The organism is Mycobacterium asiaticum (assembly GCF_001673635.1).
Lineage (GTDB): Bacteria > Actinomycetota > Actinomycetes > Mycobacteriales > Mycobacteriaceae > Mycobacterium > Mycobacterium asiaticum_C.
On sequence record NZ_LZMH01000035.1, the window covers coordinates 69,144 to 85,280 of the forward strand.

General features: G+C 68.7%; 17 protein-coding genes. 5 read left to right on the forward strand and 12 right to left on the reverse strand.

Features of this window, described 5'->3' with window-relative positions:
• Positions 1 to 111: 111 nt before the first annotated feature.
• From A5645_RS08735 to A5645_RS08770, 8 genes are read right to left on the reverse strand one after another with little or no spacing between them, the layout of a single operon-like run.
• A complete protein-coding gene (locus tag A5645_RS08735) occupies positions 112 to 1,122 on the reverse strand; it encodes a Rieske (2Fe-2S) protein (RefSeq protein WP_065129253.1) in 1,011 nt (336 codons plus the stop codon).
• Positions 1,119 to 2,642, reverse strand: coding sequence for an FAD-dependent oxidoreductase (locus A5645_RS08740; protein WP_065129254.1), 1,524 nt, complete (start codon positions 2,640 to 2,642; stop codon positions 1,119 to 1,121). Before A5645_RS08740 ends, A5645_RS08735 begins: the two co-directional genes overlap by 4 nt.
• Complete coding sequence (locus A5645_RS08745; RefSeq protein ID WP_065129255.1) at positions 2,639 to 3,391, reverse strand: class I SAM-dependent methyltransferase; 753 nt, start codon at positions 3,389 to 3,391, stop codon at positions 2,639 to 2,641. The genes A5645_RS08740 and A5645_RS08745 overlap by 4 nt, the downstream gene beginning before the upstream one ends.
• Positions 3,388 to 3,705, reverse strand: coding sequence for a lycopene cyclase domain-containing protein (locus A5645_RS08750; RefSeq protein WP_065129256.1), 318 nt, complete (start codon positions 3,703 to 3,705; stop codon positions 3,388 to 3,390). Before A5645_RS08750 ends, A5645_RS08745 begins: the two co-directional genes overlap by 4 nt.
• Entirely contained in the window at positions 3,702 to 4,025 is a 324-nt protein-coding gene (locus A5645_RS08755; protein WP_065038246.1) for a lycopene cyclase domain-containing protein, read from the reverse strand. The genes A5645_RS08750 and A5645_RS08755 overlap by 4 nt, the downstream gene beginning before the upstream one ends.
• Positions 4,022 to 4,957, reverse strand: a complete 936-nt coding sequence (locus A5645_RS08760) for a phytoene/squalene synthase family protein (RefSeq protein WP_065129257.1) — start codon at positions 4,955 to 4,957, stop codon at positions 4,022 to 4,024. The genes A5645_RS08755 and A5645_RS08760 overlap by 4 nt, the downstream gene beginning before the upstream one ends.
• Positions 4,954 to 6,474: a phytoene desaturase family protein gene (gene crtI / locus A5645_RS08765; protein WP_065129364.1), complete on the reverse strand. Its 1,521-nt coding sequence runs from the start codon at positions 6,472 to 6,474 to the stop codon at positions 4,954 to 4,956. The genes A5645_RS08760 and crtI overlap by 4 nt, the downstream gene beginning before the upstream one ends.
• A gap of 19 nt (positions 6,475 to 6,493) precedes the next feature.
• The gene (locus A5645_RS08770; RefSeq protein WP_253866903.1) at positions 6,494 to 7,525 is read right to left on the reverse strand and encodes a polyprenyl synthetase family protein; all 1,032 of its coding nucleotides are present in this window, start codon (positions 7,523 to 7,525) and stop codon (positions 6,494 to 6,496) included.
• A gap of 273 nt (positions 7,526 to 7,798) precedes the next feature.
• Here A5645_RS08770 and A5645_RS27625 point away from each other — a divergent pair, with 273 nt between their 5' ends.
• The 4 genes from A5645_RS27625 to A5645_RS08780 are packed head-to-tail and all read left to right on the forward strand — an operon-like array spanning position 7,799 to position 9,988.
• The gene (locus tag A5645_RS27625; RefSeq protein ID WP_155767918.1) at positions 7,799 to 7,996 is read left to right on the forward strand and encodes a hypothetical protein; all 198 of its coding nucleotides are present in this window, start codon (positions 7,799 to 7,801) and stop codon (positions 7,994 to 7,996) included.
• Between the two features lie 29 nt (positions 7,997 to 8,025).
• A complete protein-coding gene (locus tag A5645_RS27630) occupies positions 8,026 to 8,172 on the forward strand; it encodes a hypothetical protein (protein ID WP_155767919.1) in 147 nt (48 codons plus the stop codon).
• A 41-nt stretch (positions 8,173 to 8,213) separates the two neighbouring features.
• Positions 8,214 to 8,912, forward strand: a complete 699-nt coding sequence (locus tag A5645_RS08775) for a phosphodiesterase (RefSeq protein ID WP_065129366.1) — start codon at positions 8,214 to 8,216, stop codon at positions 8,910 to 8,912.
• Positions 8,909 to 9,988, forward strand: coding sequence for an NAD-dependent epimerase/dehydratase family protein (locus A5645_RS08780; RefSeq protein ID WP_065129258.1), 1,080 nt, complete (start codon positions 8,909 to 8,911; stop codon positions 9,986 to 9,988). Before A5645_RS08775 ends, A5645_RS08780 begins: the two co-directional genes overlap by 4 nt.
• A gap of 1 nt (position 9,989) precedes the next feature.
• On the opposite strand, the gene A5645_RS08785 is transcribed toward A5645_RS08780, so the two are convergent.
• The 4 genes from A5645_RS08785 to A5645_RS08800 form a co-directional block, all read right to left on the reverse strand.
• Entirely contained in the window at positions 9,990 to 11,345 is a 1,356-nt protein-coding gene (locus tag A5645_RS08785; protein ID WP_065129259.1) for a TIGR01777 family oxidoreductase, read from the reverse strand.
• 9 nt (positions 11,346 to 11,354) lie between these two features.
• A complete protein-coding gene (locus A5645_RS08790; RefSeq protein ID WP_065129367.1) occupies positions 11,355 to 12,599 on the reverse strand; it encodes a glycosyltransferase family 4 protein in 1,245 nt (414 codons plus the stop codon).
• A 136-nt stretch (positions 12,600 to 12,735) separates the two neighbouring features.
• The gene (locus A5645_RS08795; protein ID WP_065038311.1) at positions 12,736 to 14,286 is read right to left on the reverse strand and encodes a 1,4-alpha-glucan branching protein domain-containing protein; all 1,551 of its coding nucleotides are present in this window, start codon (positions 14,284 to 14,286) and stop codon (positions 12,736 to 12,738) included.
• Positions 14,287 to 14,321: 35 nt separating this feature from the next.
• Positions 14,322 to 15,134, reverse strand: a complete 813-nt coding sequence (locus A5645_RS08800; RefSeq protein ID WP_065129260.1) for a class I SAM-dependent methyltransferase — start codon at positions 15,132 to 15,134, stop codon at positions 14,322 to 14,324.
• A gap of 206 nt (positions 15,135 to 15,340) precedes the next feature.
• On the opposite strand from A5645_RS08800, the gene A5645_RS08805 reads away from it, so the two are divergent.
• Positions 15,341 to 16,132 carry an electron transfer flavoprotein subunit beta/FixA family protein gene (locus A5645_RS08805; RefSeq protein WP_065038238.1) on the forward strand — a complete coding sequence of 264 codons (792 nt, stop codon included), beginning with the start codon at positions 15,341 to 15,343 and terminating at the stop codon, positions 16,130 to 16,132.
• Positions 16,133 to 16,137 lie beyond the last annotated feature (5 nt).

Consider the following 16,137-nt stretch of genomic DNA (forward strand, 5'->3'; position numbering starts at 1 on the left):
CACGGCGTTCGCCCCCTGGTCGCGGCAGCCCTGTTTAGCTGCGCGGACATCGGGTGTGCGGCGACGGGATCGGCGGCAGATGAAGGGAATGACGTTGCCGGAAAGCCCTGCTCAGGGTTCTGGCGAAGTAGTGCCCGCGCGCACCGCGTAACGGCGTTCGGCGTAGTCCATATCGTCCCGCCACAGTCGGTGGGCAGCATGGCGCATCAGCGGTGTGATCAGCGGGGCCGCATTGAGCGCCATTTTGAATCCGGGTCGCGGGGATTGCGCGACGACGGCTTCGATGACCGCAACGCGGGGCCGGCCGTCGGGCCCCGCACCGATCGGGGTGGCGTGGGTTTCGACGACGCTTCCGGCGCCTTCACCCTCCACGATGCGCATCACGATGGTGCGTGCTTCCGGGCAGGTGAATTCCGCGATCGTGGGTACACCCAGCGGGCCGACACGGAAGGTTACCGAGACGACGAAGCGGTCGTCCTCTTCGGTGGGCGTGGTGAGCACTTCCAGCCGCGCGAACGAATACGGGTGGAACCAGCTGCCGTGCCATGGGTCGAGGCGGTTGGCGATCACGTCGCAGGGCTCGCAGACGCCTTCAACGCGCGTGACGGCGGCCAGCGTGTCGGCGCTCGGCCGCTCGGGCAGCACGGGCGTATCCAGGGGCGTCTCGCCCCCGGCCGAATCGAGCCGCACCCACGCCAGCACGCCGTCGTCATAACTGGGCAGCGGCGCCCAGCCAAGCTTGCATTTCTTGCCGTCGAGCGCCAAACCGTGCCACCGGCACCGCAGGACGCCGTCGGACACGATGCCGGTGGCCAGGTCGGCGCCCAGATGCGGGCACGCTCCCGGACCGACCCGCAATTGCCCGAGCCGGTCACGCCAGGCGACCAGCTCGACGCCCGCGACGCGGGTACCGAACGGGCGGCTGGTGCGCACGTCACGGCTGGCCGCGAAGACATACCAGTTGCCGGTGCGCCGGCGCTGAGATCGATCTAGTGCCGCGTTGATGATCGCCGGCTGCGCCTGACCGTAGGTCGGGCGTTGTTTGGACCATGTTTCGGGTGGAACCACTTGCAGTGGCCAGTCTTTCGGCCACCGATGACGGATCCGGTCCATCGCGCTCATCGCCGCACCTGCCGTTGCCGCGCGGCCAGTGTGCGTAGTAGTGCGGACCTGCCGCGGATCGGAACGGTGTACAGGTCGTGCCCGGCCACGCCCCACCCGCCCAGCAGGTGGTTGGCGGCCGCCCAGCCGGTGGTGGCCGCGCGTTCCATCAACGCCACCGGCAGGTCGACCCGGATCCCGTCGCCGGCCAGCGCCAGGCCGGGCTGCGGCGTGGCGACCGTGGGCCGGCGTGTGTAGGTGCCCGGGGTGAACAGCGGGCAATCGCTGCGCTGCAGCACCCGCTGGTGAATGACCTTCGCGGCCGCGGTCTCGGGGTAGAGCTTGTGCAGCTGCGCCACACCATCATCACTCGATGTGCTGGAATCCATTGCATAAGAATGTAATTCCACCACCGATCCGCCGCTGCGAGCGGCCCACGCGGCGGCTTCTCGCTCGTAGCGTTCCAGCACGCTGATGTTGTCCAGCGGTTGATGGTCCGCGGTCCCGAGGAAGGCAGCGCGGGCCGGGTCGACGGGACGGTCGAGCCAGAGCCGGTGCACCAGGAACGGCGGGGCGGTGCGCAGGCGTGCTATCTGGTTGCGCCAGGAATCGTTGCCGAGTCCGGGCGACGCTGCCACGATGCGCTGCAGTCCACCGACGTCGACCGACAACACCACGGCATCGGTGTCGAGTTGATCGCCATCCTCGGTGTGTACGCGGAAACCCCGCGAGCCGTCGGGCTCGACCCGCTGCACCGCGGCGCCCGCGCGGAAGTTGACCCCGCGCTCGCTCAGGTAGTCGCGCAGCGGATTCCACAGGCTCTCATTGAAGTTCGCGTTCGCCACATCGAAGATGAGCCCTTCGCTGGAGCCCAGGAAGTAGATGTGGAACATGGTCGCGAGCTCACCGGCCGACAGCTGTGACGGCTCTGCGAAGAAGCTGCGGCTGAACACCTCGAAAGCGAGATGACGAGCGGACTCCGGGAAATTGATGCTTTTTAGGAAGGTCTCGGCGTCGACGTGGTCCAGCTGGTGGTAGATGTCGGGCACCGATACGGCCGCCAGCGGCGCGGCGGCTTTGGCGTCGATGCGCGCCAGATCGGAGAGCCGGAAGGTCGGGCTGCGCAAGGCGAACGCCAGCGCGTTCAGCGGTGGGGTGCGGGGCAGGCCCCGGAAACTGTCGCGCCGACCCGCACCGTCGATCAGCGGGTAGTCGGTGACCGGGGTCAGCATCCGCAGTTGGGGATCGACGCGGCGCAACAGGTTTCGCAGGTTGTAGTACTGGCGGAAGAAGGCGTGGAAGCCTCGGTTCATCGCCAGTTCGGCGCCGTCTTGCCGCTCGGTCCAGCCGCCGACCCGTCCGCCGAGGTAATTTTCCTTTTCCACGACCTCGACGGCCACGCCCCGTTCGGCGAGCCCGGCGGCGGCCGCCAGACCGGCGATGCCGGCGCCGATCACCACCACCCGCGGTCGCGAGGACAGCGCGTTGATATCGGCCAAACCCGGCGAGGCCGGGTGTCGGTGCCGTCGGCGATCGGTCATGATGATTGCTTTCCCTGGGGCCCTTCGGGCGCATTGGGCGCCCGGCCGATGAAGGTGTGCACGATGTTGCGTTCCCAGCCCGGCACCGTCTCGCTGCGCACGTCGGTGAAGCCGGCGTCGGTCATCCGTAGGCGGAAACGCGCGGCGCCGTCGAAGGACAGCACGCTGCGCCACAGGTGCCGGTACAAGGTGGTGCTCCGGGTCCGCCACCAACCGGCGGGAATGATGATCCCCCAGCACACTGCGTGCCAGATGCGCTGCGCAGCACGGGAATCACGGACCGAGTACTCGTGCACCGCCAGTGTCGCGCCCGGCCTTAGCAGCGTCGCGAAGGTGCGCAGCTGCGCGTCCGGATCCGCGAGATTGCGCAGCAGATAGGCCGCCAGGATGCCGTCGAACGGTCCGGTGATGCCGTGTTCGTGCAGATCCTCGATGCGCGTGTGCACGAACCGGACCGACGGAGGCCACGATTTCGCCTGTGCCGCCTGCAGCATGCCGGCCGCCGCGTCGACGGCGACGATCTCCGCCTCCGGTGCCGCCTGTAGCAGCGCCGCCGTCGACGCGCCGGTGCCGCAGCCGGCGTCGAGCAGCCGCAGGCCGCGCCCCCGGTCCGGCACATCCATCCGTGAGACCGAAAGCCGCAGGTTGGTGTGATAGCCCGGATTTGCGCCCACCAACTGGTCGTAGGCATCCGCGCCTACGTCGAACGCATCCGGCACGTCACTGCGGGCAAGGCCGGCCTTCTTCATGTCGACCTGCCTGCACGTTGGCGCTCCCATCCCAGCAGCACCCCGGTCACCAGGGCGAAGCCGAACAGGAAATCTTCGACGGGAATGTCGAACGGGAACCGCAGTCCGCTGGTGTGCCGCTCGTTGTAGATGACGATGGGCGCGCTGAGCTTGGTCAGCCAACCGTCGACGGGTATTTGAAAGCCCAGCACGATGACCATGGACAGCCAGTAAGCCGGCCGCCGGAACAGCCCGGTGTGCAGCACGGCGAACTCCAGCGCGCACACGGCCAGCACGGAGATCACCGCGGGCAGCGTGTATCCGAGCCCGGTCATCGCCGCCTGCTCCAGTCCAGAATCGTGCTCACCGCGTTGTAGGTCAGCAGGCCGCACACCGGGATCACCACGAAGAACAGCACTTCTTCGATGGGTATGTGCGGGGGCATCTCGATGCCGGTCAGATACTTTCCGTCGTAGGTCCATACCTTGGCCGCGATCGCCACCGCATCCCACACCAGGAATAGCGCCGCGACCGGTAGCAGCGCCCGAAGTGCCCGACGCGCCTGGCGGTACACCCCGTTGCCGAAGATCTCCAACGGAGCCGTGACCGCCAAGCAGAAGCCGAGCACAATCAAATACTGCCAGCGATCGTTCACGCCGCGCCAGCCTGTCGGCGTACCCGCCACGACCGGAACAGGGCACCACCGGCCACCTGCAGCCGGCGCGTCGTCCCCACCGTGGCGCGCTGACTGAACACCGAGAAATCGCTGCTCTCAATGCAATCCAGGATCTCCGAGTACAGGGTTAGCGCGGTCGCCACGCAGGGCCGCGATCGCGGCGCCAACAAGGTGATCCCGTCGGCGGCGAAACGATAGATCTCCCGGGTCGTTTCGTGCTGAGCGGCCAGCGCGTTGCGGACCCTGGCGTCGGTGCGGCGATGAGTGTGGCACCACATCAGCAGCTCTCGGTCGACGCCATGGGCCGCGAGTTCATCGGCCGGCAGATAGATGCGATTTCGCAATAGGTCCTCGTCGATGTCCCGCAGGAAATTGGTGAGCTGGAACGCGCGGCCCAGCGCGGCGGCGTAGGGTGCCGCCTGCTCGGTCTCCACGACCGTACCCAGCACCGGAAGCATTTGCAGGCCAATGACTTCCGCCGAGCCGCGCATGTACCGGTTGAGCGCGGTCCGGTCCGGATAGTCGGTGACGGTGAGGTCCATCCGCATCGAGGCGAGGAAGTCCTCGAACAGGTCGGCGGCGATGCCGTAGCGCGAGATGGTGTGATCGACCGCCGCCAGCACGGGCTCGTCGAAATGTGCTCCGCCGGCGAAGAACCGATCGGACAACTGCCGCAGTCCCTCCGCGCGGGCGTCGACGTCCAGGCTTGGGTTGAACTCGTCGAGGATGTCGTCAGCGTGCCGGGCGAACGCATACAGGGCATGCACGGCCGGGCGCTGGTCGGGGGCGAGCAACCTGGTGGCCAGGAAGTACGTGCGACCGTGCTCCGCGGCGATCTTGCGGCACTGGCGATAGGCGGTACGCAACCGCGGGTCGTCGATGCCGGCGGCGTCAAGTTCGGTGCGGATCATGGCAGTCGGGCCTTCATGTCGATACGGGTGGCTGAGCGGTCCACCGCACCGGTGATGCGGTCGGCGGCCAACCGGCCTGATATGAGGGTGGTCGGCACCCCCACGCCCGGCACGGTGGACGAGCCGGTCAATACCGCGTTCTCGATGCCGCGCACCATGTTCGCCGGCCGGAACGGCCCGGTCTGGGCGAAGGTGTGCGCCAGCGCGAACGGGCTGCCGGCCGCCATGCCCTGACGGGCCCAGTCGGCGGGGGTGTCCACGTGCAGCACTTCGACGTCGTCAACCAAGCCGGGCAGCAACCGATCCTGGACCGCTTCGATCATCGTCTGGGTGTACGGCCCGGTGGTGGTGGACCAGTCGATTTGCCGGCGGGACAGGTTGGGTGCCGGCGCCAGCACATAGAGCAGGTCACGGCCGGCCGGAGCCAGGCTCGGGTCGCCGGCCGTGGGACGCGTGACCAGCAACGACGGATCCCGCATGAGCTGACCGTCGCGGATGATGTCGGTGAAGGTGTGCTCCCACGCATCGCCGAACAGGATGGTGTGGTGCGCCTGTGGTCCGGTCGCGGCGCGGCAACCGGCGTGCAGCACCACCGCTGACGGTGCGGCACGCATTCGAAGTGGCCGCATCGGCCGCCGGCCGAGCAGTTCGTAGGTGCGGGGTAGCTCGGTGCTCAGCACCACCGCGTCGCAGCCGATGCGCTGACCGTCCGCGGTGATCACGGCCGTGACCCGCGCGCCGTCGCGCTCCAGCGCGGTGACCGTGGACCGGTAGCGGAACCGCACACCGGCGTCTTCGGCTGCCGCCGCCAGCGCGTCCGGCAGGGCCCGAACGCCGCCGCGGGGGAAGAACACGCCCGACACGGTGTCCATGTAGGCGATCACCGCATAGACCGCCAAGGCATGCTGCGGAGCCACTCCGGCGTAGAGGGACTGGAAAGTGAAGACCCGCCGCAGCCGCGGATCGCCGATGTAACGCCGGACCATCGTGTCCCAGCGCCGGAACCCACCGATGGCGGCCAGTCTGGCCAGCTGCGGGGTCAGCATCGACAACGGCGAGTCGAAGTTCGAAGCGATGAAGCCGTCGAACTCGGTGCGGTAGAGCCGGCCCAGCCAGTTGCGCAGCTCGAGGTAGCCCGCGGCCTCCTGCGGTCCCCCGAATTCTTTTACCGCGTCAGCCATTCGGTCGGCGTCGGTGTGGACGTCGATGCTGCTGCCGTCGGCGAACATCGCCCGGTAGGCCGGATCCACCGGCAACAACTCCATGCGCTGACCGGCTGTCTCACCGACGGCGGCGAACGCCTCGTCGATGAGGTCGGGCATGGTCAGCACCGTGGGGCCGGTGTCGATGGAATAGCCATTGACGTCGCGACGACCCGCACGTCCGCCCGGCCATGGCTCCCGTTCCACCACGGTGACTTCGCGGCCACGGCCGACCAGGTGCAACGCCGCAGCGAGCCCGGCGAATCCGGCACCGACAACCACGACGTGGTCGCTTTTTCCCTGCACCGTGCGCATCAGTGCCACACTCCCGCGATCATGCGGCGCGCCGGGTGCACACGCCCGCCATATCCGCCAGCGCCGCCTTGATCAGCATGTCGATTCCACTGGCGTCCAACGCTTTCTGTGCGATGTCCACCCGTTCGGTGATGAGCTCCTCGATCCATTGCACCGCGCCGGTGGCGAAGATCAGGCCGCGCCAGTGGTCCAGCGCGTCATCGTCGAGAGTCTCGGCGTTGATCAGTTCGCCGAATTCGCGCCGGGTCGACGTGTCGGCGAGTTCGTAGGCGGCCACCACCACGCTGGTGGCCTTGCGCTCGAGTAGGTCTCCGCCGTTGGGCTTGCCGGTGGCCGCGGGTGAGCCGAAGATGCCCAAGATGTCGTCGCGGAGCTGGAAGGCCTCGCCGACCGCGGAGCCGTAGTCCCCGAGCCGCGACAGCGTGGACTCGTCGCAGCCGGCCATCGCCGCGCCGATTTCCAGCGGCCGGCGGACGGTGTAGTTGCCGGACTTCATCCGGGCCACCCCGAGCACCGCCTTCAGCGTCGGAACATTCCGCAAATCCAGTGTGATATCGGCGAATTGACCCACCGCCAGCTCGGTGCGCATGGCGTCGTACCGGGGCCAGGCCCGCTGTAGCTGGTGCGGCTTGAGGCCGCAGTTGCGCAGCACTTGCTCGGCCCAGATCAGGCAGAGGTCACCGAGCAGGACCGCGGCTGATTCCCCGAACCGGCGCGAGCAGCCCGACAGGCCGTGCTGTTGATGCCAGTCGGCGAACTGGACGTGTGCGGCGGGACGCCCGCGGCGCGACGGCGAATCGTCCATCACGTCGTCTTGCAGCAGGGCGAACGTGTGCAGCAATTCCAAGCTCACGGTTGCGGACAGGGCCGCGTCGCTCGGCGGCGCGCCGCACATCCACCCCAAGTACATGAAGGTGGACCGCAGGCATTTGCCGCCTTCGACGAACTTGAGCAGGATCTCGCCGGCCACGTCGACGCCGCAGTCCAGCAACTCGTCCGCGCAACGGGCGGAGACGAACTCGGCGATTTCGGCCAGTACTGAGCGTCGCAGGCCCTCTCGCCAGGAGTCGAACTGGTCCGGGGCTGGTAGATATGCGGCACTTGCGCGAGTGGCGCCGAGGCGGACTCGCGGAAAATCGTGCACAGCCCCCACCGAAGCCTCCCTCGGAATTTGTGTCAGCGAATGGGTCAACCGCTGACCCGACCGGCCCAGATCCACGCCGTCTACCCCCTCCAAACGAAAACAAACCAACGACCCAGGAGTACCCACCGCGGGTACTATGTTCACTTAATTAATCGTTAATTTACTGAATGATTGTGCGGTTTGCCACCCGGGGGAGCAGTTTGGACGGGTATCGCCGGGGTGTTTCCCAGCCACGACGTGGCGTCCGCGCAGTTCACCACCTCGCCGCCACCAACCGTCGGGTACCAGGTGATCGCGCTCGGCGCCCACGTCAGCGCAACCGACACGCTGCCCAACGGCCGCCAGTTGCGGACTGCGCCGGGCGTGGGACCGGTATAACCGTCGCCGCCGACAACAGTGCCCTGCTGGTGGGGCTGGTCGAACGGGACGCTCTCGACGCGGTCGAGGCCTCGTCGTGGCGCGCGGTGATGCAACAACTCGGCGCCGATGCCCGGGCGCTGTCGCCCCAGCAGCCGGCGGTCCGCCTGGTCAGCATTGCGCGTCCCCGCGCCTGACCCCCGTGTTTTCTAGCCCGCAGAACGGGAACCCGGCGCCGGTGAAAGTTTCAGATCTAGTCGCGCTGCCCTTCCAATGGGGCTCGGCAATCCGCGGTAAACGGTTCTTTCATCCGATCGGCGTGGTGGCCGAGGGCTCGATCGAGCGGGTCGCCCCGAAGGACAGGGGGTTGCCGATCCCGTCGTCGGACGTGGTCGCCCGGTTTTCCAAGGCGACCGGCACCCCCGCGGCGCTGCCGGATTTCATCGGCCTGGCCATCAGAGTGCCGTCCGGGCCCGCGCAGTCCGAGCCCTGGGACGTGCTGCTGGTCTCCGCCGGTTCGGGCATCTTGACCCGCGCGCTTGCGCTGCGGCCGGTCACCTCCTGGAGCGGGCCGAACCTGACCACGCTGATGCCGCTGAACTATGGCGGAACCAAGTGGTGGCTGCGCGCCCGGATCGAAACCCCGATTGACGGCCCCGGCGTATCGCTCGACAACGTGCGAGAGCGGATCGAGCACGGCGGCGTGGAAGTGGCGATCGAACAGGCCCGCGGCAGTGCTGATTTCGAAAAACTCGCCCGGATGACGCTGAACCGGCTGGTCGACCTGGGGCCCGGCGAAGACGTCTCGTTCGACCCGGTGCTCAACACCGCTCCCGGGGTCAAGCTGTATCCCGGGTGGCTGGCCGATCTGCGGGCGAGTGCCTACGCGCGCAGCCGCGATGGACGCGACGCAGACGATTCGGGTGACACCCAATGACAACACGGATCGTCGTCACCGGTGCCAGCGGCAATGTGGGCACGGCGGTGCTGCAGCGGCTCGGCGAGGCGGGCGCCGATTACGACATCGTCGGTATCGCCCGGCGTGAGCCGCCGCAACAGGACGTGTACCGGGGCGTCGACTGGCATCAGCTTGACGTAGCGGACGACGGCGCGGAAGCCAAGCTGCACAACATTTTCCGCGGTGCCGACTGTGTCGTGCACCTGGCCTGGGGGTTCCAGCCCACCCGCAACATCCGTTACCTGTACGACGTCGGCATCCGCGGCACTTCGGCGGTCCTGCGTGCCGCCCACAGCGCCAATGTGCCCCACCTGGTGCACATGTCCTCACTGGGCACCTACGCGGCCGGGCGGTACGGGCAGAAGGTCGACGAGTCATGGTCGACAGCCGGGCTGGGCACTTCGGTGTACAGCAGGTCCAAGGCCGCGGCGGAGAAGCTGCTCGACGACTACGAGGGCACGCATCCCGACGGTGTCGGCATCTCCAGGCTGCGGCCCGGCCTGATCCTGCAGCGCCGGGCGGCGGCCGGTCTACGGCGTTATACGCTGCCGGCTTACATCGATCCGGCGTGGTTGCGCTGGCTACCGTTACTGCCCCTGGATCGCTCGCTGACCGTGTCCATGATCCACTCCGACGACGTCGCGGACGCCTGCGTTCGGGTGATCGAGAAGCGAGCCCTGGGGCCGTTCAATCTCGCCGCCGAACCGCCGGTGACGCGCGACGATGTTGCGAAGATCCTTGGCGCCAAACCAATTCACGTTCCGGCGGCGCTGCTCGGGCCGCTGGTGCAGGCGTCCTGGCTGGCCCGACTGCAGCCCATCGACCGCGGCTGGTTCGACATGGCGTTCGCCGCACCGCTGCTCACCACCGAGCGGGCCCGCCGTGAGCTGGATTGGTCACCGCGTCGGTCTGCGCTGGAAGCGCTGGAAGAGCTGGTCGACGGTCTGGTGCACGATACCGGCACGGCGAGCCCCGTCCTGCGGCCGCGCTCGTTACGCACCGCGATCATGCGCAACCTGTCCCGGGGGCCGGTCACCACCCGGCAGGTCCCGTGACTCAAGGCGTTTCGCCGCGACCGAGCAGGTGGCGCAGGGCCGATTCTAGGTCGGCTCGGCGGAAGTCATGTCCGGCCGCCACGAGCCGGGCCGGACTCACTCGCTGATTGGCCAGCGCTAGTTCGCGGGCGCCCTGCTCGCCCAGCAGGACCCGCGGGCCCAGCGCGGGCACCGGCAGGACCGCCGGCCGGTGCACCACCCGAGCCAGCGTGCTGGTGTATTCGCTGTTGCGGACCGGTTGAGGCGCAACAGCATTCACCGGTCCGGACAGGTCGGTGTCCCACAGCCCACGGTGATAGATGTCGATCAGGTCGTCGATCCCGATCCAGGAGAACCACTGTCTGCCGTCGCCCAGCGGGCCGCCCAGCCCGGCGGTGAACAGCGGCCGCATCAACCGCAGGGTCCCGCCGCGGGGGGACTGCACGATGCCGGTGCGCACCAGCACTACCCGTGCTCCCGCCTGCTCGGCCGGGGTGGTCGCGTCCTCCCATTCGGCGACGACGTCGGCGAGAAACCCCTCGCCGCGGTCGCTGCCTTCGGTCAGTGGCTCGTCGCCGCGGTCGTATCCGTAGTAGCCGATCGCCGACGCCGAGACCAGCACCGCGGTACCGGTGCGTGCCACCAGTTCGGCGAGCCGGCGCGTCGGGCCGATTCTGCTGTCGCGGATCGTCTTTCGGTGTTTGTCGGTGAACCGGCCGGCGATGGAGGCACCGGCCAGGTGGATGACCGCGTCCACACCGTTCAGCAGGTCCGGGTCGGGATCGGCCGGATTCCACTGCCGCTCGTCCGGCCCGTGCGCGGTGCCGCGCACCAGGCGGATTACGCGATGGCCACCCGTGCTCAGGAACGCCGCCAACGCCGTGCCGACCAGGCCAGAGGAACCCGTCACCGCCACCGTGGACGGCCGCAGGCCGTGGCGGTCGGCACGGGCGTGCGCGGCGAGATCGTCGGCCAACTGGCGGTGCCGGTAGGCGAACATGGCGCGCAACGCCGACGCCGGTACCGGGGTCTCGACTCGGTCGATAACCCTCGTCTTGTTCGCACTGACTTCCTCGAAGTCGTGCGTGTGCCGCCAGCGGGCGACCAGGCGCGGGGGCAGCGACGCCAACCCGTCGCTGCTGATGGCATCGACGAAACGCCTTGGCGGATCGTAGGAATCGGGCTGGTGCTGGGCGACCCAGCGCAGCCCGCCGGGCAGCGCGAGGATGGCGCGGCCGTCCTCGAGCGATTCGGCTTCGGCGATCAGGCGCATCGGCGACCAGGGCGGGGAGAGCCGGTTGAATGCACCGGGTCTGGCGTACCAGGCGAAGACCTCGTCGCGCGGGGCGTCGATCACGCTGGAATAGTTGATCCCCATCCCATGACGTTACCGGTCCGGCAATGCGTGCTCGACGATGGGCAGCCGCGGTAGCGGTTGGCGTTCAGCGCGCTTGGCCGCCAGGTATACCTGCGCGGTTTCGTTGGCCACGGTTTGCCAGTCGAAGTCGGAGGTGAGCCGCTTGCGGGCGGCGCGGGCGCGCCGTTGAGCGGCGGGGGGGTCGTCGAGCACGGTGCGCACCGCGGCGGCAAGTGCGGCCACGTCGCGCGGCGGACACGACACCCCGGTGACGCCGTTGATCACCGCCTCGCCCAGCCCGCCGATATTCGACGTCACCAGGGGGATGCCGGCGGCGGCGGCCTCGAGCGCGGCCAGCCCGAATGGCTCGTAGCGACTGGGCAGCACGGCCAAGTCGGCGCGGTGCAACAGCTCGAGCAGCTCGGCGTGTTCGCAGTGGCCGGCGAACCGGATCGCTTTGAGCACCTTGTGTTTACGGGCCTGCTCGACCAGCCACTCCTGCTGGGTGCCGTCGCCGGCGATGGTCAGCGTGGTGCCGGGGTGGGTGCGGCGGATCCGCGGCAAGGCCGCAATGGCGTCGTGCACGCCCTTCTCGTATTCCAGCCGTCCGACATAGAGCAACTCGGCCGGCCCGGTGCGCGGGCGGCGGGCGGCGAACGGCCAGCGTTGCGCGTGGATGCCGTTGGGTATCACCGTCGTCGCGGACAACCCGGGCCCGAACAGCTCGTTGATCTCCTCGCTCATCGACACCGAACACGCGATGAGCGAATCGGATTCACGCACCAACCACGATTCGACGGCGTGCACCTGACGGCTGGTGGGGCCGCTGACCCAGCCCGAGTGCCGACCGGCTTCGGTGGCGTGGATGGTGGAGACCAGCGGCACGTCGTAGTGCTGGGCCAGCGCCACCGCGGGATGGGCCACCAGCCAATCGTGGGCGTGTACCACGTCGGGACGCCAAACGCGTTCGTTGCCAGGTTGTTTCAGGGAGAGGCCGGCGCGGGTCATGGCGTGTCCCATGGCCAGCGTCCAGGCCATCATGTCGCTGCTGAAGGTGAACTCGTGCGGGTCGTGTGCGGCCGCGATCACCCGCACGCCCTCGCTGATGCCGTCGGACGTCGGGTGGGTGCCGGCGTCGGTGCCGGTGGGGTGCCGCGACAACACCACGACGTCGTGCCCGGCCGCGGCCAGGGCGGTGGACAGATGGTGCACGTGCCGGCCGAGGCCACCGATCACCACCGGCGGGTACTCCCACGAGACCATCAGGATCTTCATGCGCGGGCCCGTTGGCCGCGCGAGGGTGCGCGGAATGCCGCCGTGCGCGGCGTGTCGCGGTACCGACACGCACGCTCGCGGCGGAAGCGGAAGGGGGAGGGGCCGTTAGCGGCGGCCGGGCCGGCCGCGGCGGAGGTCACCGGGGCAACCTGCGAGCATCGAGGGCGCCGAACAGGCCGTCGGCCCGGTTCCACCCGTCGGCCAGGCGCTGTGCGGCGTCACGCCGGCCGGAGGCCAACGCCCCGGCGATCTCCCGGGTGGCGTGGGCATGCAGATGGGCCCGGTAGCGGGCGTAGTCGGCGGCGGAGTCCTTGCTGACCATGAACGGCCAGTCGCTGGACACGGTTAACAGCGTCTCGCGCAGGATCTGGTCGGCGACATGATCGCGGGGGGTCGGCCCGTCCAGCGATGCCGTCTGGGCCAGCGCCTTGTCGACGGTGGACAGCGCGGTGTCCACCACCTCGGCGTTGAGCTGCACCAGGTCGGCCACCTGCTCGCCGTTCCACACTTGCCAGTCCTTGCCGGAACCCCATGAGCTGGGCGGTAATTCGACCGGTGAGCCGACGAATCCCGCGGCCATCGCATCGTTGAGCGTGCCGACCTGGATGCCCGCGGCGGGCAGCGCCCGCAGTACCCGCGCCAGCCAGGTCGGGCCCTCGTACCACCAGTGCCCGAACAACTCGGTGTCGAACGCGGCGACGACGTGGGCCGGGCGGCCGATCCGCTCGGACTCCGACAGCAACCGATTGCGGACGACGTCGACGAAGTCGGCGACATGCATGTCGACCGCGCGGTCGGCGCGCTCGGGGTCGTACGGCGCCTTGCCCTCCGAGGCGACGCCGCGTCCGGTGACCCGGGCCGGCTTCAGGCCGGTGAGGTGGTCGTAGGTGTGGAAATCGCGGTAGGCGGCGTGCCCGGGATAGCCGGACTTGGGCGACCAGACGCGGTAGCTGACCTGCAGGTCCCGGCCGAAAGCGACCACGCCGGTGTCGCCGACGGGCCGGCCCAGAGCGGTGTCACCGTGCAGCGAGGGGCCGTCGACCATGAAGTGACTCACACCGGCGGCCGCGTAATCGTGCTCCATGCCAGGGGCATAGGCGCACTCGGGCGCCCAGATACCGGTAGGCCGCTGGGCCATCCGCAGCCCTGCGTCGGCCAGTCCCTCGCGCAGGGCGAACTCCCGCAGTCGCGGGTTCAGCAGCGGCTGGAACGGATGGGCGAGCGGGCCGCCCAGCAGCTCCACCGTGCCGGCGTCGATCAGCCCGCGCAGCAGCGGGCTGCCGCCATGCCGCCACAGCGTGGCGAAATCGTCCAGCGCCTGCTCGGCCTCCGCGGACTCGCGAATACCGAAGGCCCGCAACGCTTCGGGTGTGCACGAGAGGTAGCCCGCGGATTTCGAGCGGGGCACCGACCGCACGCTGGCGGCCTCGGCCGCACGCAGCCCCCAGTTGGCCAGCCAGTGGTACATACCGTCGAGGCAGTACGGGTCGTCGAGTTGGGCATTGACCACCGGCGTCATGCCGAGGGTGATCAGGCCACGGCGATCCTCGTCGGCCAGCTCACGCAACACCCGGAACAACGGCAGATAGGCCGCCGACCACGACTGATAGAGCCATTCCTCGCCCACCGGCCACCGGCCGTGATGGGCCAGCCACGGCAGATGCGTGTGCAGCACCAGGGTGAACATGCCCGGTACCCGGTCCCGCTCGGCGGCGAAGGTGTTCAAGCGCGCACCGCGATCGCAACTAGATCAAGGCTGTCGTCGATGTGGCGGTCACCACCGGCCGGGACGAGATCGAAGTCGGCGGTGGCGACCGCGGCGACGTCAGCCACCAGCTCGCGCGGCCAGGGCGCGTCGGCGACGGCCCGCTCGATCTGCGCGTCGATGATGGAGCCGCCGTGGCGGGCATCCATCTCCTGCAGGCGCGGCCCATGGAACAGCCCGGACATGGCGACGTGACCGAAGCCGCCGTGCACCAGCAGTTCGGTCAATTCGCCGGCGTTCAGCTCGCGGGTGTGGAACGGGTTGATCGGGGTGTCCCGGCCGGGGGAGAAGGTGATCCGGTTCGGGGTGGACATCATCAGCAGTCCGCCGGGCCGCAGCACCCGGGCGCACTCGCGGACGAACTGGCCTTGGTCCCACAGGTGCTCGATGACCTGGAAGTTGACCACCACATCTACCGACGCCGCCGGCAGCGGCAGTTCGGCCAGGTTTGCCCGCATCACCTCGACCCGGGGGTAGCGGGCCCGGACATGCGCCACGGCGGCCTCGTCGTAGTCCACCGCAATCACCCGTTTGGCCACCGCTGCGATCAAATCGGCACCGTAACCTTCGCCACACCCGGCCTCGAGCACCTCCCGGCCCGCGCAGTGCGGTGCCAGCCGCTCGTAGACCACCTCGTGCCGGCGGAACCAGTAGTTCTCAATGTCCAGGTCGGGGATGGTGCGCTCGCCGGTCAGCGTCAATACCGCGGCAGCCTCCGCCGGTGAATCGGCGGGGATCCGGTCGGGTCCCTCGGGGACGAATGCGCTCATTGCTAAGGCAGGCTAATGCCTGGCGCCCGATTCGCGAACCGGGCAGCCGATCCAGGCGAAAGAATGCCCATTACTACCCGCTATGGTGTGAGGGCAGACCGCAAAAAGTTACCGCCTAGTAACATGCCTGTGCGGTCGCGTAAACGCGTGACCTCAGTCCCGCAGCTAACGCTGTGGGACTCCGTCAAGGAGGACGAACCACACTTATGACGAACATCGTGGTCCTGATCAAGCAGGTCCCAGACACCTGGTCGGAGCGCAAGCTTTCCGACGGCGATTTCACGCTGGACCGCGAGGCCGCCGACGCGGTCTTGGACGAGATCAACGAGCGCGCCGTCGAGGAGGCGCTGCAGATCCGCGAGCGCGAAGGCGGCGAGGGAACGGTGACCGTGCTGACCGCCGGCCCCGAACGTGCCACCGAGGCGATCCGCAAGGCCCTGTCCATGGGCGCCGACAAGGCCGTGCACCTCAAGGACGACGGCCTGCACGGTTCCTGCGTCGTGCAGACCGCGTGGGCGCTGGCCCGTGCGCTGGGCACGATCGAGGGCACCGAGTTGGTCATCGCCGGTAACGAGGCCACCGACGGCTCGGGCGGCGCGGTGCCGGCGATCATCGCCGAGTACCTGGGCCTGCCGCAGCTCACCCACGTGCGCAAGCTGTCCGTCGAGGACGGCAAGGTGACCGCCGAGCGGGAAACCGACGACGGCGTCTTCGCCCTCGAGGCCACGCTGCCCGCGGTGGTCAGCGTCAACGAGAAGATCAACGAGCCACGCTTCCCGTCGTTCAAGGGCATCATGGCCGCCAAGAAGAAGGAAGTGACCGTCCTGACCCTGGCCGAGATCGGCGTCGAGAGCGACGAGGTCGGCCTGGAGAACGCGGGTTCGACGGTGCTGTCCTCCACGCCTAAGCCGCCGAAGACGGCAGGCGAGAAGGTCACCGACGAGGGCGAGGGCGGCAGCCAGATCGCTCAGTACCTGGTGTCCCAGAAGATCATCTGAGCGCA